This is a genomic window from Peribacillus loiseleuriae, assembly GCF_001183985.1.
Classification (GTDB): Bacteria; Bacillota; Bacilli; order Bacillales; family DSM-1321; genus Peribacillus; species Peribacillus loiseleuriae.
Genome location: NZ_LFZW01000001.1, coordinates 1,615,866 through 1,634,095 on the forward strand (window position 1 = coordinate 1,615,866; position 18,230 = coordinate 1,634,095).

At 39.2% G+C, this 18,230-nt stretch carries 16 protein-coding genes; all 16 read left to right on the forward strand.

Features of this window, described 5'->3' with window-relative positions; genetic code table 11:
- The first annotated feature begins 21 nt into the window (after positions 1–21).
- The 16 genes from AC625_RS07435 (at position 22) to AC625_RS07510 (ending at position 18,164) form a co-directional block, all read left to right on the forward strand.
- Positions 22–2,700 carry a calcium-translocating P-type ATPase, SERCA-type gene (locus tag AC625_RS07435; RefSeq protein WP_049680720.1) on the forward strand — a complete coding sequence of 893 codons (2,679 nt, stop codon included), beginning with the start codon at positions 22–24 and terminating at the stop codon, positions 2,698–2,700.
- A gap of 415 nt (positions 2,701–3,115) precedes the next feature.
- Positions 3,116–3,991 (forward strand): YicC/YloC family endoribonuclease, encoded by an 876-nt coding sequence (locus tag AC625_RS07440; RefSeq protein ID WP_049680721.1) that lies wholly within the window; start codon positions 3,116–3,118, stop codon positions 3,989–3,991.
- Positions 3,992–4,044: 53 nt separating this feature from the next.
- Positions 4,045–4,308 (forward strand): extracellular matrix/biofilm regulator RemA, encoded by a 264-nt coding sequence (gene remA / locus AC625_RS07445; protein ID WP_049680722.1) that lies wholly within the window; start codon positions 4,045–4,047, stop codon positions 4,306–4,308.
- A 9-nt stretch (positions 4,309–4,317) separates the two neighbouring features.
- Positions 4,318–4,932 carry a guanylate kinase gene (gene gmk, locus AC625_RS07450; protein WP_049680723.1) on the forward strand — a complete coding sequence of 205 codons (615 nt, stop codon included), beginning with the start codon at positions 4,318–4,320 and terminating at the stop codon, positions 4,930–4,932.
- 3 nt (positions 4,933–4,935) lie between these two features.
- On the forward strand, positions 4,936–5,142 hold the full coding sequence (rpoZ, locus tag AC625_RS07455) for a DNA-directed RNA polymerase subunit omega (protein WP_049680724.1): 207 nt from the start codon (positions 4,936–4,938) through the stop codon (positions 5,140–5,142).
- 399 nt (positions 5,143–5,541) lie between these two features.
- Positions 5,542–6,750, forward strand: a complete 1,209-nt coding sequence (gene coaBC / locus AC625_RS07460; RefSeq protein WP_049680725.1) for a bifunctional phosphopantothenoylcysteine decarboxylase/phosphopantothenate--cysteine ligase CoaBC — start codon at positions 5,542–5,544, stop codon at positions 6,748–6,750.
- A 6-nt stretch (positions 6,751–6,756) separates the two neighbouring features.
- Complete coding sequence (priA, locus tag AC625_RS07465; RefSeq protein ID WP_049680726.1) at positions 6,757–9,168, forward strand: primosomal protein N'; 2,412 nt, start codon at positions 6,757–6,759, stop codon at positions 9,166–9,168.
- Between the two features lie 38 nt (positions 9,169–9,206).
- Positions 9,207–9,689: a peptide deformylase gene (def, locus tag AC625_RS07470; protein WP_049680727.1), complete on the forward strand. Its 483-nt coding sequence runs from the start codon at positions 9,207–9,209 to the stop codon at positions 9,687–9,689.
- Positions 9,689–10,636 carry a methionyl-tRNA formyltransferase gene (fmt, locus tag AC625_RS07475; protein ID WP_049680728.1) on the forward strand — a complete coding sequence of 316 codons (948 nt, stop codon included), beginning with the start codon at positions 9,689–9,691 and terminating at the stop codon, positions 10,634–10,636. Before def ends, fmt begins: the two co-directional genes overlap by 1 nt.
- Before the next feature lies 1 nt (position 10,637).
- Positions 10,638–11,987: a 16S rRNA (cytosine(967)-C(5))-methyltransferase RsmB gene (rsmB, locus tag AC625_RS07480; RefSeq protein ID WP_049680729.1), complete on the forward strand. Its 1,350-nt coding sequence runs from the start codon at positions 10,638–10,640 to the stop codon at positions 11,985–11,987.
- On the forward strand, positions 11,987–13,081 hold the full coding sequence (gene rlmN, locus AC625_RS07485; RefSeq protein ID WP_049680730.1) for a dual-specificity RNA methyltransferase RlmN: 1,095 nt from the start codon (positions 11,987–11,989) through the stop codon (positions 13,079–13,081). The genes rsmB and rlmN overlap by 1 nt, the downstream gene beginning before the upstream one ends.
- A gap of 9 nt (positions 13,082–13,090) precedes the next feature.
- Entirely contained in the window at positions 13,091–13,843 is a 753-nt protein-coding gene (locus AC625_RS07490) for a Stp1/IreP family PP2C-type Ser/Thr phosphatase (protein ID WP_049680731.1), read from the forward strand.
- Positions 13,844–13,848: 5 nt separating this feature from the next.
- A complete protein-coding gene (gene pknB, locus AC625_RS07495; protein WP_049680732.1) occupies positions 13,849–15,849 on the forward strand; it encodes a Stk1 family PASTA domain-containing Ser/Thr kinase in 2,001 nt (666 codons plus the stop codon).
- A gap of 22 nt (positions 15,850–15,871) precedes the next feature.
- Complete coding sequence (rsgA, locus tag AC625_RS07500) at positions 15,872–16,753, forward strand: ribosome small subunit-dependent GTPase A (RefSeq protein WP_049680733.1); 882 nt, start codon at positions 15,872–15,874, stop codon at positions 16,751–16,753.
- 3 nt (positions 16,754–16,756) lie between these two features.
- Positions 16,757–17,401, forward strand: a complete 645-nt coding sequence (gene rpe / locus AC625_RS07505) for a ribulose-phosphate 3-epimerase (RefSeq protein WP_049680734.1) — start codon at positions 16,757–16,759, stop codon at positions 17,399–17,401.
- 109 nt (positions 17,402–17,510) lie between these two features.
- Positions 17,511–18,164, forward strand: a complete 654-nt coding sequence (locus AC625_RS07510; RefSeq protein WP_049680735.1) for a thiamine diphosphokinase — start codon at positions 17,511–17,513, stop codon at positions 18,162–18,164.
- Positions 18,165–18,230: the final 66 nt, after the last annotated feature.

Sequence of the window (18,230 nt, forward strand, 5' to 3'; positions counted from 1 at the left end):
GTGGAGGATGTGTGATATTTAATGAAGTTCAGGGAAATGGATACGCAACAAATAGAGACGGCCTTAGAAACAAGCGTCCGGCTTGGATTGAAAGAGGCAGAGGTGAATAAAAGACAGCAATTGAAGGGATATAACGAACTTCAAGAAGGGGAAAAGCAGTCAGCTATCCTGTTATTCTTTGCACAGTTTAAGGATTTTATGGTTATCGTTCTACTTGCTGCTACCTTAATCTCAGGAATTCTTGGAGAATACATCGATGCTATCGCAATCATTGCCATCATTTTAGTGAATGGTTTTTTAGGATTTTTTCAGGAGCGGAAAGCAGAGAAATCGCTTGAAGCATTAAAACAGATGGCTGCGCCACAAGTACAAGTACTTAGAGATGGGGAATGGAAAAGGATACCATCTCGAGAAGCTGTCATGGGTGACATTTTAAAGTTTACGAGTGGCGACAGGATAGGAGCCGACTTAAGAATCATAGAATCTGCATCTTTAGAAATTGAAGAATCCGCACTTACTGGAGAATCTGTTCCGGTTGCAAAGCTGAATGAAGCGATTAGATATGATGTTGAAAGCATTGGAGACGAAGTAAACCTTGCATTTATGGGAACGATGGTAACTCGGGGAAGTGGCACAGGTGTAGTCGTTGCAACTGGTATGGAAACGGCGATGGGGAAAATTGCCGACTTGCTACAATCTACTGAAACGCAAATTACACCGTTGCAGCGCAGACTTGAACAATTAGGAAAAATACTTATTTTCACAGCACTTTTTTTAACTATTGTGGTTGTGGCGACAGGAATATTACAGGGGAACGATCTTTACACTATGTTCTTGTCAGGGGTCTCCCTAGCAGTAGCTGCGATACCAGAAGGCCTACCAGCAATTGTTACAGTTGCATTGTCGCTCGGTGTGCAGCGAATGATTCGAAAAAATGCGATTGTTAGAAAGCTTCCTGCAGTTGAAACCTTAGGGTGCGCTTCAGTCATTTGTTCCGACAAAACAGGAACGATGACCCAAAATAAAATGACGGTTACTCATGTTTGGAGTGGAGGTAAGACATGGAATGTGTCAGGAACTGGATATCAACCTGATGGCGAATTCTATGATGGCGAAAAAAAAGTAGCACCAAAATCAGACAAATCACTGCACCAGCTGCTTACATTTGGGCTCCTATGTAATCACGCAGATTTGGTAGTAAAAGATAGTAAGTATGTAGTAGATGGGGATCCGACAGAAGGTGCTTTGCTTGTAAGTGCTATGAAGGCAGGATTAACCCGTGAATCGATCATGAACAATTTTACGATTGTGAAGGAATTTCCATTCGACTCGACCAGAAAGATGATGAGTGTTGTTGTCAAAGACGAGAATGGCAAGCAATTTGTTGTAGTAAAAGGAGCTCCTGACGTATTGATCTCTCGTTGTGATTCGATTCTATGGTCACAGAAATCACAATTCCTTTCGAAAGAAAATATCAATCATGTACAAGAGGCAATTAATGGTCTTGCCCGACAAGCATTGCGGACCATTGCAATTGGCTTTAAACCATTATCACCAGGGACCATATTGCTAGATGAAGCAGAAGCGGAAAGAAATTTAGTCTTTATCGGTTTACAAGGCATGATTGATCCTCCGAGAGCTGAAGTTGGTCTTGCGGTTAAAGAAAGTAGAGAAGCAGGGATTAAAACGGTAATGATCACAGGTGACCATGCCCAAACGGCAAAAGCGATTGCTAGTCAGTTGGGAATTCTACGAGGAAAAGAAAAGGTGATTGAAGGGAAGCAATTGGCAGAAATGTCAATGGGCGATCTAGAAGATGTTGTTGAAGATGTGGCTGTGTTCGCTCGTGTATCTCCTGAAGATAAGTTGAAGATCGTCAAAGCATTTCAAAATAAAGGGCATATTGTGGCAATGACTGGTGATGGTGTTAATGATGCACCGGCTATTAAAACAGCAGATATTGGGATTGCTATGGGGATTACTGGTACAGATGTGGCGAAAGAAGCTTCATCTCTGATTTTACTTGACGATAATTTTGCTTCTATTAAATCTGCAATTGCTGAAGGTAGAAATATTTATGAAAATATCCGTAAATTTATTAGGTATTTACTTGCTTCCAACGTTGGAGAAATTATGGTTATGTTTTTTGCGATGCTAATGGCATTGCCGCTACCTCTCGTTCCCATCCAAATTCTTTGGGTAAACCTTGTAACAGATGGGTTGCCGGCTATGGCATTAGGACTGGATAAAGCGGAAGGAGATTTAATGAAACGGAAGCCGCGTCATCCGAATGAAGGTGTTTTTGCAAGAGGGTTAGGATGGAAAGTTATTTCACGTGGGATTCTAATCGGGCTAGCGACATTAATTGCTTTCATTGTCGTGTATAAAAACAATCCTGACAACCTCGTGTATGCACAAACGATTGCTTTTGCAACATTAGTTATGGCGCAGTTAATTCATGTATTTGATTGCCGTAGTGAAAAATCTATTCTTGCCAGAAATCCGTTTGGTAATAAATATTTGATTGGTGCAGTAATCTCATCGCTACTGCTGATGCTCATTGCAATCTATTATCCACCGTTTCAACCAATTTTTCATACTGTGCCGATTGCTATGCGTGATTGGTTACTAGTAATAGGCATGGCATCAATTCCAACTTTTTTGCTTGCTGGAACGTTTTTAGTAAGAAAAACAAAGTAAAGGGAATCTTCCATCAGAGGACAGCTCCCTCTGATGGTTAGTTATGGCTTACACGGTGTGAGTCAGACAGACGAAGACATGAGACCGTAGCGTTTCTAGTCTGTGTTCATTAATTACGGGGTTTCTATGCTACTATCCTTCACAAACTAATCTTTAAACTGTTCATAAAAATTGAAGTGAATGGTATTACAGCCTGTTAAATGGGGGTAAACTATGATATAATTTTTAAGGTAGTAGAGAGTGTCTCTATTACCTTTTTATTTGGATAGATTATATAGTGACCATACCAATTTACATATGCAGGTATAAGTATGACTAATCTTGTTTGACGTATATATTGAACTGTTCAACATCAGCTAATGGCGGTCCCTTCGATTGTTTTCATTTATCATTTTGTTAAGTAGGAAGTGATGCTATGGTAGTTAGTATGACCGGTTATGGAAGAGGTAAAGCTGAACATGATACAATTAAGGTTACGGTAGAAATGAAGACCGTCAACCATCGTTTTTGTGAGTTCGTGATTCGTCTTCCGCGCCAGCTTCTAGTCTTTGAAGACAAATTAAAGAAAAAAGCGAATGAATACATAAGAAGAGGTCGTGCAGAGATATTTATTACCGTTGAGGGAGAAGGACTTGTTTCTAAAAAACTTAAGTTAGATTGGGAGCTGTCCGATCAATTTTTTTCATTGATGGACAAAGTGAAAAAGAAGTATCAACTGGATACATCTGTAAGCCTTCATGATGTACTTCAACTGGAAGAGCTATTGTCTGTCGAAGAGGAACCTACTGAAAATAAGGATATGGAGCAAGTCCTCTTTGTTGCTTTTATGGAGGCACTTGAGCAACTTAAGAAAATGAGGCTTCAGGAAGGGGTAGAACTGCATAATGATCTGCAAGGGCAACTCGGGAAATTTCAAGTTGTAGTAGATGAATTAAAGAAGTATGCACCTTCTGTTGGCAATCAGTATCGAGAACGTCTTGTCCAAAAGCTAACTGATTTTACAAATGGGCTTGTGGAAGAAAGCAGACTCTTGACTGAAGCCGCCATATTTGCTGATAAAGCGGATATTAATGAAGAATTAACTAGACTGGAAAGCCATAAAATTCAATTTTTAGATACACTTGAGCACACAGAACCTATCGGACGAAAACTTGACTTTCTTGTGCAGGAAATGAATCGTGAAGTAAATACGATAGGATCGAAGGCAAATGATTCAATCATAACAAAGAATGTAGTCGAAATGAAAAGTTTACTTGAAAAAATGAAAGAACAAGTTCAAAATATCGAGTAGTCTGTTTACGTTCTTTGGATTGAGGCGACACTAGATATGGATGGGGGACGAAAATGTCTATTAAGCTCATAAATATTGGTTTTGGAAATATTGTTTCGGCTAATCGTATTGTATCAATCGTGAGTCCAGAATCGGCGCCAATCAAACGAATCATCCAAGATGCACGTGATCGCAGTTCACTAATAGATGCTACTTACGGTAGAAGAACGAGGGCGGTTATCATTACAGACAGTGATCATGTCATTTTGTCCGCCGTCCAGCCTGAAACGGTTGCAGCCCGTCTTCATGACCGGGATGAAAGTGTAGAAGAGGGGTAATGGAGCACTATGAGAGAAAAGGGTTTATTAATAGTTTTATCTGGTCCATCCGGAGTTGGAAAGGGCACAGTAAGGAAAGAAATATTTTCACAACCTAATGCGGCATTTGAATATTCGATATCCATGACCACTCGTCTCCCGCGGGAAGGGGAAGTGGATGGGATTGATTACTTTTTTAAGAGTCGCGAAGAATTTGAAATTCTGATTGAACAAGACAAACTATTGGAATATGCCGAGTTCGTTGGTAATTATTATGGAACGCCAGTTGATTATGTTCGTGAAACATTGAATTCTGGTAAAGATGTATTTCTGGAAATCGAAGTGCAGGGAGCTCGTCAAGTAAGAGAAAAATTCCCTGAAGGATTATTTATTTTCCTTGCTCCACCTAGTCTTTCAGAGTTGGAAAGCCGTATTGTTAACCGTGGGACAGAAACAGAAGAACTAATTCGTCAGCGAATGCTAGCTGCAAAAGCAGAAATTGAGTTAATGGACTTATACGATTATGTTGTTGAAAATGATCATGTGGAACATGCTTGCCGGCGAATTAATGCGATTGTCATTGCTGAGCATTGCAGAAGAGAACGCGTGTCTATCCTTTATAAAAAAATGCTGGAGGTTAAATAAATTATGTTATATCCATCTATCGATTCGTTATTGCTGAAAATTGATTCTAAATATTCGCTTGTATCCGTTGCAGCTAAACGTGCAAGACAAATGCAAATTAAAAATGATTGTCGTATCGAAAAGCCTGTATCTTATAAATCAGTAGGTCGTGCTCTTGAAGAAATTTATTCAGGTAATTTAACGTATGATAATCAGTATGAAGAAAAGTAAGGATTAATTGCACGTAAGCAGAACAGCTTTTGGCTGGACAGTAACTTTTGACAGACAAGGGTCAGACTCTCTTTAGAACAATGGCAGACAAAGCTATTGTTAGGAGAGTCCGGCCCTTTCTTGCATTTTTAACCAATTCAAGTAATCTGTCAGTAGTCAAGAAATTTATCTCGGTTAACCATCAGTGGGGGATGATTCCCTCCGCTGATGGAAGTTTCAATTTATAACCTAGAAGAACACTTCTTTTGTATCATATTTGGCTTATGTATGATTTTTTTAGTCACTACAGTGAATTCATAAGGTGTGACCCGCTATGGTCTTCATCTTTAATCAAGGTGCTTGCACTTTTAACGTTATCCTTCATAATAAGTAAAAAGAACAAGTGTTGGGGGAATGTGTATGCTTACTAATAAAAAGATTCTTCTTTGTGTAACTGGTGGTATTGCGGTTTTCAAGGCTGCTGCATTAACGAGTAAACTAACTCAGGCTGGTGCACAGGTGAAGGTGATGATGAGTGAATCAGCGGGGAAATTTGTGACTCCGTTAACGTTCCAAGCTTTATCAAGGCATGATGTATATATAGATATATTTGATGAAAAAGACTCAGCAGTTATTGCCCATATTGATTTGGCTGATTGGGCAGATGTGATAGTAATTGCACCAGCAACAGCTAATATAATTGGAAAGATGGCAAACGGAATTGCTGATGATATGATTTCAACGACATTACTAGCAACCGTTGCTCCTGTCTGGATTGCCCCGGCGATGAATGTGCATATGTATGCCCATCCTGCCGTTCAAAAAAACATGGAAACGTTGAAAAGCTTTGACTATTCATTTATTGAACCTTCCGAGGGTTACTTAGCATGTGGCTATACAGGGAAGGGACGTCTAGAAGAACCCGAAACGATTGTTGAACAGCTTTCTGTCTTTTTCTCAAATAAAACAAAAGAATTACCTTTGAGCGGGAAAAGGATTGTCATAACAGCAGGGCCTACAAGGGAACATATTGACCCTGTACGATATCTTTCTAATCGATCTACCGGAAAAATGGGTTATGCCCTTGCTGAACAAGCACTTGCTTTAGGTGCGAAGGTTGTATTGATCACGGGACCTGTATCATTAGTGCCTCCTGAAAAAGCGGAAATTGTGCAGGTTGAGACTGCATCGGAAATGTATGAACAAGTGATGAAAGTTTATGAAGAGGCGGACGTGGTCATAAAATCAGCCGCCGTTAGTGACTATACACCTAAATTCGCTCATTCGAAAAAAATGAAGAAACAACCAGGAGAAAGTGTTCTTGAATTAGAACGAACGAAAGATATTTTGCTAGAGCTTGGTAAGAAAAAAACAACACAAATACTGGTCGGTTTTGCAGCAGAAACAGACAACTTAAAAGAGTATGCGATAGGAAAACTACACAAAAAGAACGCTGATATGATTGTTGCTAATAATGTAACAACCGAGGGAGCAGGGTTTGGCCATGATACAAACATTGTCACTCTTTTTAAAAAAGACGGTACAAATTTTGAACTTCCTTTGATGAGTAAAGCTGAAACCGCTAAAGCAGTCTTGCTGGAAGTTGTGGAGATGTTGAAAAAGGAATGATGATACATGAACATTGCGACTGTCATTGTTGACGTCCCTGCAAAACAAACCGACCGTGAATTCGATTATACGATTCCAGATAAATGGGTTCATATTATCCAGCCTGGTATGCGGGTCATTGTTCCGTTTGGACCAAGAATGGTTCAAGGGTTTGTGACGGGCTTGAAAGATAAAAGCGAGTGGAAAAAACTTCGAGCTATTAAAGAACCAATGGATATCGATCCTGTTTTAAATGATGAGCTGTTAGCATTAGGGGGTTGGTTAACTGAGGAGACACTATGCTATAAGATTTCTGCACTTCAGGCCATGCTTCCGGCTGCTATGAAAGCAAAATATGAGAAAATTATTAAAGTAAATGAACGAAAAAGAAATCAGGTTCATCCAGATATTTTACAGATAATAGGGACGAAAGATGCTCTTTCTTGGAAGGAGATCATTGAAGGTGATAAAGCCCCACTTTTTCAAAAAGAGGTCCAAAAAGGTCATCTAGAAGTCCTTTATTATGTGAAGAACCGAAATAATAAAAAAACGATGCGAACGATATTACCCGCATTGAACACGGAAGATTTAATAAAGGCAAAGAATTTACTTCCCACAACTGCAAAGAAGCAGCATGATATTTTGGATTATTTCGTTGAAATGCCAAAAAAGGTATTGCTTAAGGAATTATTAGACATCACACATGCATCAAATGGTACGGTGAAGGCGCTCATCGATAAAGGAATTTTATTAGAAACAAATGAAGAAGTATATCGTGATCCGTATGAAAATCGAACATTTGAAAAGAAACCGTTCTTCAAGTTAACCGATGAACAAGCAATCGCGATTGCCCCGATTAAAGAATCGATTAAGAATGATCATCATGACGTATTTTTACTATATGGTGTTACAGGTAGTGGTAAGACAGAAATTTATTTGCAAGCGATTGATGATGTGATAAAAAAAGGCGGCGAGGCAATCATGCTCGTTCCAGAAATCTCCTTAACTCCACAAACAGTAAAACGATTTAAAGAGCGATTTGGTGAACAAGTTGCTGTGATGCACAGTGGATTATCTATCGGAGAGAAATACGATGAATGGCGAAAGATTCACCGCAAAGAAGTAAAAGTCGTGGTTGGTGCTCGTTCTGCCGTATTCGCTCCGTTTGAAAATCTGGGAATTATTATTATCGATGAAGAGCACGAATCCAGCTATAAACAGGAAGAAACCGTTCGATATCATGCAAGAGATGTAGCTATACAACGAGCAAAATCACATAACTGTTCGGTCATTCTTGGCAGCGCGACTCCGACACTTGAATCATTTGCAAGAGCACAGAAAAACGTGTACAAGCTCCTTACCTTAAGCAAGCGAATGAATGACCATGCACTTCCGGCCGTAGAAATTGTTGATATGCGAGAAGAATTGCGTAACGGCAACAGATCGATGTTCTCTGAATTATTATTTACGAAGCTTCAAGATCGCTTAGAAAAACAACAACAAACCGTTTTAATGCTAAATAAAAGAGGACATTCTTCATTCGTGATGTGTAGAAGTTGTGGGTATGTATCGAACTGCCCGAATTGTGAAATTTCCCTTACGTATCATCGTTCGAATCATTCGTTAAAATGTCATTATTGCGGGCATGAGGAAGCGATGTTAGCCGAATGCCCTGAATGTGGAAGTGAACATATCCGTTTCTTTGGTACAGGTACCCAGAAAGTTGAAGAGGAATTGACGAAAATATTGCCTGAAGCTAGAGTGATTCGAATGGATGTCGATACAACGACTAGGAAAGGGTCGCATGAACGTCTGCTTCAAGCATTTGGGGAGGGCAAGGCAGATATCCTTCTAGGTACACAAATGATTGCAAAAGGACTGGACTTTCCCAATATCACCTTAGTCGGTGTTTTGTCAGCAGATACGATGCTACATCTACCGGATTTTCGTTCCTCAGAAAAGACCTTTCAATTGTTAACTCAAGTATCAGGACGGGCAGGCCGCCATGAATTGACAGGAGAAGTTGTCATTCAAACGTATTCGCCTGAACATTACAGTATTGAGTTATCCGGACAGCAGGATTATAATACCTTTTATCAAAGAGAGATGATGATAAGAAGAAGCAATCACTATCCGCCTTATTATTATATAGCCCTCGTTACGGTTTCCCATGAAGACTTAATGACCGCTGTTTCAGTTACTGAAAAAATTTCAAGTTTCATGAGAAATGGATTAAGCAGGGGCGCAATGATTCTCGGACCATCAGCATCTCCAATCAGCCGGATTAACAATAGATATCGCTATCAATGTCTGATAAAATACAAACGGGAACCAAACCTACATCAATGCTTTAAAACAATTAATGACCATTATCAGCAAGAACTCGCACAACAACATTTACAAATATCGATTGATTTAAATCCTCAAATGATGATGTAAAAATCAACCGTGTTTTTCCATAGGAGGAATTACAAATTTTGGCTATTTTACCGATTGTTTTGTATCCAAATGAAATTTTAGAACAAGAATGTGAAAAAGTAACAGATTTTGATAAAAAGTTGGCTAAGCTGTTAACAAATATGTATGACACAATGATTGAAGCCGATGGGGTGGGACTAGCGGCTCCACAAATTGGTTTAAAGAAACAAATTGCCGTTGTTGATATCGATGATCATCATGGAACAATTGAAATGATTAATCCAGTTGTTTTAGAGACTGATGGAAAACAGGCGGGTCCTGAAGGGTGTTTAAGTTTTCCAGATGTATATGGAGAAGTTGAACGTCCATATAAAGTGAAAATCAAAGCCCAAAATCGTAAAGGTGGTTTTTACGAATTAGAAGCCGAAGACTTTCTTGCTCGTGCAATCCTGCATGAAATCGACCATTTACACGGTGTGCTTTTTACAACTAAAGTAAGTCGATATCTCACAGAAGAGGAATTGGAAAAGGAGGAAGCATAATGACGAAGAAAGTTGTTTTTATGGGAACACCCGATTTTTCCGTTCCTGTTCTAAAACGCGTAATTAGAGAGGGCTATGATGTCATAGCTGTTGTTACCCAGCCTGACCGACCGGTGGGGAGAAAAAAAGTATTGACACCACCACCTGTGAAGGTAGAAGCAGTGAAACAAGGAATTCCTGTATATCAGCCTGAAAAAATTCGCAATGAAGCGGAATTAGAAGAAATCCTTGCGTTAAAACCGGATTTAGTTATCACAGCTGCTTTTGGACAAATTCTTCCGAATAAGTTGTTAGAAGCTCCAGAATATGGCTGCATCAATGTACATGCTTCGCTTTTACCAGAACTGCGAGGCGGAGCACCAATCCATTATTCTATTTTACAAGGAAAAGAAAAAACTGGTATTACTATTATGTACATGGCAGAGAAACTAGATGCTGGAGATATTTTGACACAAGCAGAAGTTAAGATTGAAGAAGAAGATAATGTTGGAACACTACACGAAAAATTAAGCCAAATTGGATCGGATTTGCTAGCTGATACAATACCAAAGCTTTTCAAACGAGAAATTACTCCTGTTAAGCAAAATGATGCAGAAGCAACATTTGCTCCTAATATTAAACGGGAACAGGAAAAGATTGACTGGGACAAAACCGGTGAAGACATATATAATCATGTTCGCGGATTAAATCCGTGGCCAGTCGCTTATACTTTATTAAATGGTGAAACACTTAAAGTGTGGACAACAAAAAAAATCCAGCTCTCATCCCCAGCTCAGCCAGGTGTTGTAATAGATGTTCTTGAAGAAGGATTTGTTGTTGGCACTGGGAACACGACAGCTGTTTTAATTCTTGAGCTTCAGCCTGCTGGAAAGAAAAAAATGTTGGCAAAAGATTATTTACGTGGAGCGGGCTCTTTTATTAAAGCGGGCCTAAAGATAGGAGAATGAAATGAAACAAACGAAAAAGGGTGTAAGGGATATTGCGCTTGATGTCCTAGAATCCGTTGAAAAGAATCAAGCATACAGTAACCTGCTGTTAAACTCGATGATTAACAAACATCAATTATCATCAGCTGATAGTGGTTTGCTAACAGAAATCACATATGGAACCATTCAAAGAAAGATGACGCTCGATTATTATTTGCAACCTTTTATAAAAAATGAAAAAAAGACACTTTCCTGGATAATAAACTTGTTGCGCTTATCGGTTTATCAAATGGTTTATCTTGATAAGGTACCCGATCATGCGATTATTTATGAGGCGGTTGAAATTGCAAAAAAACGAGGGCATAAAGGCATTACCTCCATGGTGAATGGGGTCCTACGAAATGTACAAAGAAAAGGTCTAAGGTCGCTAGAGGAGATTGAAGACACGGCTGAACGTCTAGCGATAGAAACGAGTCATCCAAGCTGGCTTGTGAGTAGATGGATCGAACAATTCGGCTTTGAAAAAACGGCTGACATGTGTGAAGTGAATTTAACTGCCCCTGTTCAATCAGCTAGAGTGAATGTTAAGAAAATCTCTAGAAGTGAATTGGTTAGCGCACTAACTGAAGAGGGCTATCACGTAGAAATAAGCCCGATACTTGATGAAGCAATCTACTGCTTAAGAGGGAATCTTGCACATTCAGAAAGCTATAAAATGGGCTTTCTCTCCATTCAAGATGAAAGTTCGATGCTTGTCGCTCATGCGTTGGATGCTAGTTTGAATGATATGGTTCTCGATTGCTGTGCGGCTCCTGGAGGGAAAACGACGCATATTGCAGAGGGCTTGACTACTGGACAAGTAGTGGCGATCGACCTTCATGAGCACAAAGTTAAACTAATTAAAGATCAAGCCCAGCGTTTAGGATTAAGAAATATTAAAACTGAAGTATCTGATAGTAGAAAAATTCAAGAGTTGTATAATAAGGAAGGTTTTGACAAAGTTTTGGTAGATGCCCCTTGTTCCGGTTTAGGCGTGATGCGCAGAAAACCGGATGTGAAGTATACGAAAACAAAAGATGATATAATAAAGCTTTCAAGTATCCAAAATCAACTTTTAGAAGCAGCTGCACCACTTGTTAAAAAGGGTGGGAACCTCATCTATAGTACATGTACAGTAGATCAAGAAGAAAATGATGCAGTAGCTAATCATTTTTTAGAAAAACACCCGGACTTTGAGAGGGATTTGACGTTAAAAGCCAGAATGCCAGAAAGCGTTCAGCCGCTCGTCATCGATTATAAATTGCAAGTATTTCCACAGGATTTCGGCAGTGATGGATTTTTCATTGCTAGTTTTAGAAAGAAGGTGCTGTAATGGCAGAAACGGTAACAACAAGAAGAAAAACAGTAACGAAACCAGAAAAGCCATCTATTTATTCATTGGAGCTTAACGAATTAAAACAATGGTTAACAGAAAATGGGGAAAAAGCTTTCCGTGCGGAGCAACTTTTTGAATGGTTGTATAAAAAGCGCATAACAAGCTTTGAAGATATGTCTAATTTATCAAAAGAACTACGTGGAAAACTCGATGCTAGCTTTACGATTACAACGTTGAAGACGCTTGTTCAACAAACTTCCATTGACGGAAATACGATGAAGTTCTTATTTGAATTGCATGACGGTTACTCGATTGAAACCGTGCTTATGCGCCATGAATATGGGAATTCTGTTTGTGTAACAACTCAAGTTGGTTGTCGTATCGGCTGTACGTTCTGTGCCTCTACACTTGGCGGCTTAAAAAGAAATTTAGAAGCAGGAGAAATTGTTGCTCAAGTCGTAAAAGTACAACAAGCACTCGATGAAATGGATCAACGAGTAAGTTCAGTCGTTATTATGGGAATTGGCGAACCTTTTGATAACTATGATGAAATGATGAGTTTTCTGAAAAATATCAATCATGAAAGAGGATTGAACATTGGAGCTCGCCATATTACAGTTTCAACAAGTGGGATTATTCCAAAAATTTATAAATTTGCTGATGAAGAATTGCAAATTAACTTCGCGTTATCCTTGCATGCCCCTAATTCTGAGCTAAGAAGTAAATTAATGCCAATCAACCGTGCTTATAAATTACCGGATCTTATTGAGGCGATAAAGTACTATACCGAAAAAACGGGCAGACGGGTTAGCTTCGAATATGGCTTATTCGGCGGTGAAAACGACCAAGTCGAGCATGCTGAAGAATTGGCAGATTTAATTAAAGGAATTAAGTGCCATGTAAACTTGATTCCAGTAAACTATGTGCCAGAACGCAACTATGTTAGGACACCTCGCGAGCAGATTTTTGAATTTGAAAAAACGTTAAAGAAACGAGGCGTCAATGTCACGATTCGTAGAGAACAGGGTCATGATATCGATGCAGCTTGCGGCCAGCTTCGTGCTAAGGAGCGCAAAGAAGAGACGAGGTGACAGAATCTGATGAATGACATCTTTTTAACAAATCAGGGGAAAGTCCGCCAGCATAATGAAGATAATGGCGGAATCTTTCTTAATTCTCATGGAGTGCGCCTTGCCATTGTAGCCGATGGCATGGGCGGACACCGTGCTGGTGATGTAGCAAGTCTTATGACCGTTGAATTTTTGCAAAAACGTTGGGAAGAAGAATCGGGTCCGATGTTGACGCCAAATGAAGCGGAAATATGGCTCCGGGAGGAAATAAAGGAAATCAATCAACGACTGTTCATTTATTCTGAGGAAAATCTAGAATGTCAAGGTATGGGTACTACAATTGTAGCTGCTGTTTGTACGAATAAATTTTCAACGATTGCCAACATTGGCGATAGCCGCTGTTATTTGTACAATGAATCTGGTTTTAAACAAGTGACTGAAGATCATTCTTTAGTAAATGAACTCGTACGAAGCGGTCAAATTTCAAAAGAAGATGCTGAGAATCATCCTCGTAAAAATGTCTTACTTCGAGCTCTAGGAACTGAAGTCAATGTTGAGATGGACATTTTTACGATAATATTTGAAGAAGAAGATATACTTTTACTTTGCTCTGATGGCTTATCGAATAAAGTTAGTGAGCAAGAAATGATAAGCATTATTACGAATTCAGCTGATTTAAACGAAAAAGCCAATTCTTTCATTACAATGGCGAATGAATCTGGCGGAGAAGATAATATCACCCTTGCCCTACTTCGATTTTTTGATAATAGTGAAAGTAGGTGAGCCTTATGTTAATCGGTAAACGAATTAACGGCCGTTATAAGTTATTGGAAATGGTCGGCGGTGGCGGGATGGCCAATGTATATTTGGCTCAGGATATGATTCTTGAACGCGAAGTAGCGCTTAAGATTCTCCGCATGGATTTTAATAATGATGAAGAATTTATTAAGCGTTTCAATCGTGAGGCCCAATCTGCAACAAGCCTGACTCACCCGAACATCGTTAGCATTTATGACGTAGGTGAAGAAGATGACATTTATTATATTGTAATGGAATATGTGAGGGGCCTGACCCTTAAACAATACATACAAAAGTTTTATCCAGTCCCGATTGAAAAAGCATTGGACATTCTTAAGCAAATTACGTCTGCCCTCTCTCAAGCGCATCATAACGGAATCATTCATCGAGATATTAAGCCACAAAATATCCTCATTGATGATCATGGAAATGTGAAGATTACGGATTTCGGCATTGCTCTTGCATTAAGTGCAACCAATATTACGCAAACGAATGCTGTACTTGGCTCTGTTCATTATCTGTCTCCAGAGCAGGCAAGAGGGGGCATGGCAAATAACAAATCAGATATTTATTCGCTTGGAATTGTCATGTTTGAACTATTGACAGGAAGACTGCCGTTTTCAGGGGAATCGGCTGTTTCAATTGCTCTGAAACATCTTCAATCAGAAACGCCTTCTCCAAAACGCTGGAATCCTTCTATCCCGCAAAGTGTCGAAAATATTATTCTTAAAGCAACTGCCAAGGACTCTTATTATCGCTATGAAACAGTAGATGAAATGGAAGATGATATTAGGTCTGCATTGAATCCTGAACGCACGAATGAAACACCATTTGTGATTCCTGAGGATATGGACGCGACAAAAGCGATTCCAATTATAACGAATGACAATATGTCTGGGATTGACGAAACTATTATTCGTGGGCCGGAGAAAACTACGGTGGTTTATCGAGAAGAAGAACAAGATGAACCGCAAAAAGGGAACAAAAAAGCTAAAAAAGTTAAACAAAATAAAAAGAAACGAAAAAAATGGCCGCTTATTTTATTTTCTACTTTCTTTATTTTACTAGTTTTAACTGCTGGAGCGATATATGCTTATCCAAATTTTATGGGACCGAAAGATGTCACAATCCCTGATGTTCGCGGCGAAAAAGCGGATGATGCTATTGCCAAGCTTGAAGAACATGGCTTTATTGTAACAAATCCGATTCCGTTAGACGACGAAGTGGTACCGGAGGGATCCGTTATTCGTATCGATCCACAAGAAGGACAGACTGTAAAAGAAGGAAGAGAAATTAAAGTGTTTGTTAGTAGTGGAAAAAAGAAGATTGTTATTGCCGACTATACAAACAGGATCTATGATGATGTTCAATCTCTAATAGCTGGATACCTTTTTAAGGATGTAATCATCACCCCAGTTTTTGATGAAAGTGAACCAGGAACGATTGTTTCACAAAGTCCATCATCCGAATTGGAGCTAATACCGTCTGATACTGTGCTTGAATTGACGGTAAGTAAAGGACCAGATGATCTATCTTTAAAAAATCTTAAAGAATTTAATCAAACAGGGCTGGATGACTACGCGAAGGATGCGGGAATTACGATTAACGTAGTAAGAGAAGAATATAGTGATACAATTGGTGAAGGTCTTGTCATCTCTCAAGAACCCGCCCCTTTCACGAGAATAAAAAAAGGCAGCCCAGTGAATGTTGTACTTTCGAAAGGAAAGGAAGAAATTCCTCCCAAACAAGTGAATGTAAACATTACAATTCCATATGAACCAGAAGAAGAAGGACAACCGCAGGAAGTTCAAATTTTTATTGAAGATATGAATCATAGTATGACAGAAACGTATGAACCGCCATTCTTTATCACTTCTGAGGCTTATCGAACATTAGAATTCACAGTTCAGCATAATAAAAAAGCCGGATATAAAGTCGTTCGAGACGGTCAAGTGATTTTGGATGAAAAAGTGGAGTATACAAAAGAGTAAAAAACATTTAAGGAGTGAGTCTATGCCAGAAGGAAAGATCATTAAAGCACTGAGCGGTTTTTACTATGTGTTGGATGGTGAGGAAGTCATTCAGTGCCGTGGTCGAGGAGTTTTTCGAAAAAGGAAAATCACTCCGCTAGTTGGTGATTCAGTCGTGTATCAAGCTGAGAAACCTACTGATGGATATGTTATAGAAATTAAAGATCGTAAGAATGAACTAGTTAGACCTCCAATTGCTAATATAGATCAGGCGATTCTTGTTTTTTCTGCAGTGGAGCCAGATTTTAGTACGACCTTGCTAGACCGTTTTCTAGTCGCTATCGAGGATAATGAAATTGAACCTATCATTATTATTAGTAAAATTGATCTTGTAGTGGAAGCTAAAAAAGCAAGCTTGGATCAATACATGAGAGATTACCAAGAAATCGGCTATACCGTAATTAAAACTTCAAGTATTACAAGTGATGGGATTGAAGCACTGCTGCCACATTTAGCAGGAAAAACAAGTGTTTTTGCTGGTCAATCCGGAGTTGGAAAGTCTTCCTTACTAAATACAATCAATCCGGAGTTATCGTTAGAGACAAATGATATATCCAGCCATTTAGGCCGTGGAAAGCATACTACTCGCCATGTTGAGCTTATTCATGTAGGTTCAGGTCTCGTTGCTGATACACCTGGCTTTAGTTCACTTGAATTTATGGATATTGAAGTAGAGCGGCTGGCTTATTGTTTTCCAGAAATCTATCAAGCTGGTGAAAAATGTAAGTACCGAGGGTGCTTGCATGACAAAGAACCTAAATGTGCAGTAAAAGAAGGGGTAGCTCAAGGTGAAATCCCTAGCTACCGCCATAAACATTATCTTCAAATATTAGAGGAAATAAAAGATAGAAAGCCGAGGTATTAACAAATGGTTAAAATTGCACCATCGATTCTTTCAGCAAATTTTGCAAAGCTAGGTGAAGAGATTAAGGATGTCGAAAGAGGAGGAGCGGATTATATTCACGTTGACGTGATGGATGGCCATTTCGTCCCGAACATTACCATAGGTCCGCTAATTGTTGACGCCATCCGTCCAATTACTGATTTGCCATTAGACGTTCATTTAATGATTGAGGCTCCTGATCGATATGTGGAAGCATTTGCAAAAGCAGGAGCGGATTATATTACCGTTCACGTTGAGGCCTGTCCGCATCTTCACCGAACAATCCAATTAATCAAATCTTTTGGTGTGAAAGCAGGTGTCGTGCTTAATCCAGCAACACCCGTTTCATCGATAAAGCACATTATTGAAGACATCGATCTTGTTCTTCTGATGACGGTGAATCCTGGTTTTGGCGGACAGAAATTCATACACGCAGTCCTACCTAAGATTAGCGAAGTGAAGGAAATGGCCAATGCTTTGAATCCTGAACTTGAAATTGAAATTGACGGTGGAGTAAATGAAGAAACGGCGAAATTATGTATTGAGCATGGTGCAACCGTTTTAGTGGCAGGATCAGCTATTTATAATGAAAACGACCGAGCTTTAGCAATAAAAAAACTTCGCGGGTAATAATAAAGAGCCGACTCCTTTTGCGGATGGTTCGGAGAGGAGGAGTCCTTTTCGAATCCATTTTAAAGAAGGTTCGGTTTTTTTATTTTCTGAAATGGAGGCATGGCTAATGATTATTAGTATTGTAGCGGGTGGACCGGTAGCTTTACTCCCGGATTTGAACGTATATAGAGAGAAAACAAGCATATGGGTGGGGGTAGATCGAGGTGTCTACACGCTAATGCATCACGATATTGTCCCAGACGCAGCGTTCGGAGATTTTGATTCTGTAACAGAAGCTGAGCTTGCAGACATCAAGGAAACATTGAATCATCTGGAAATATATCCAACGGAGAAAGATGAAACTGATTTAGAAATTGCCTTCAACTGGGCGCTTTCAAAACATCCAGAAGAAATCTATGTATTTGGTGCAACAGGGGGAAGAATGGATCATTTTATCGGAAATCTTCAACTCCTGCTAAAAAAACCACTCCTTGAACAAAAAAATAATCTGAACATTTCTATCGTGGACAAGCAGAATCTGATTTCGTTCAAAACGCCTGGTACATATTCTCTAGAAGCTATGAATGATAAAAAGTATGTATCTTTTCTACCTATTTCAAAAGAAATAAAAGGAATTACATTGGAAGGTTTTAAATATCCGTTGACCAATCATGTCCTGCCTCTTGGTTCAACCCAATGCATAAGCAATGAACTAATTTCGCAATGTGGGAATTTTTCATTTACTGATGGCATATTAATGGTGATAAGAAGCAGTGATTAATCATCACGCTCGGCAGGATAAACGGACTTATTTTATTTTACCGGTATCCGCTAATGAAATGATAAC

Coding starts and splice junctions, on each gene's coding strand:
- AC625_RS07435 (WP_049680720.1), top strand. CDS start 22: ATGAAGTTCAGGGAAATGGATACGCAACAAATAGAGACGGCCTTAGAA.
- AC625_RS07440 (WP_049680721.1), top strand. CDS start 3,116: ATGGTAGTTAGTATGACCGGTTATGGAAGAGGTAAAGCTGAACATGAT.
- remA (WP_049680722.1), top strand. CDS start 4,045: ATGTCTATTAAGCTCATAAATATTGGTTTTGGAAATATTGTTTCGGCT.
- gmk (WP_049680723.1), top strand. CDS start 4,318: ATGAGAGAAAAGGGTTTATTAATAGTTTTATCTGGTCCATCCGGAGTT.
- rpoZ (WP_049680724.1), top strand. CDS start 4,936: ATGTTATATCCATCTATCGATTCGTTATTGCTGAAAATTGATTCTAAA.
- coaBC (WP_049680725.1), top strand. CDS start 5,542: ATGCTTACTAATAAAAAGATTCTTCTTTGTGTAACTGGTGGTATTGCG.
- priA (WP_049680726.1), top strand. CDS start 6,757: ATGAACATTGCGACTGTCATTGTTGACGTCCCTGCAAAACAAACCGAC.
- fmt (WP_049680728.1), top strand. CDS start 9,689: ATGACGAAGAAAGTTGTTTTTATGGGAACACCCGATTTTTCCGTTCCT.
- rsmB (WP_049680729.1), top strand. CDS start 10,638: ATGAAACAAACGAAAAAGGGTGTAAGGGATATTGCGCTTGATGTCCTA.
- rlmN (WP_049680730.1), top strand. CDS start 11,987: ATGGCAGAAACGGTAACAACAAGAAGAAAAACAGTAACGAAACCAGAA.
- AC625_RS07490 (WP_049680731.1), top strand. CDS start 13,091: ATGAATGACATCTTTTTAACAAATCAGGGGAAAGTCCGCCAGCATAAT.
- pknB (WP_049680732.1), top strand. CDS start 13,849: ATGTTAATCGGTAAACGAATTAACGGCCGTTATAAGTTATTGGAAATG.
- rsgA (WP_049680733.1), top strand. CDS start 15,872: ATGCCAGAAGGAAAGATCATTAAAGCACTGAGCGGTTTTTACTATGTG.
- rpe (WP_049680734.1), top strand. CDS start 16,757: ATGGTTAAAATTGCACCATCGATTCTTTCAGCAAATTTTGCAAAGCTA.
- AC625_RS07510 (WP_049680735.1), top strand. CDS start 17,511: ATGATTATTAGTATTGTAGCGGGTGGACCGGTAGCTTTACTCCCGGAT.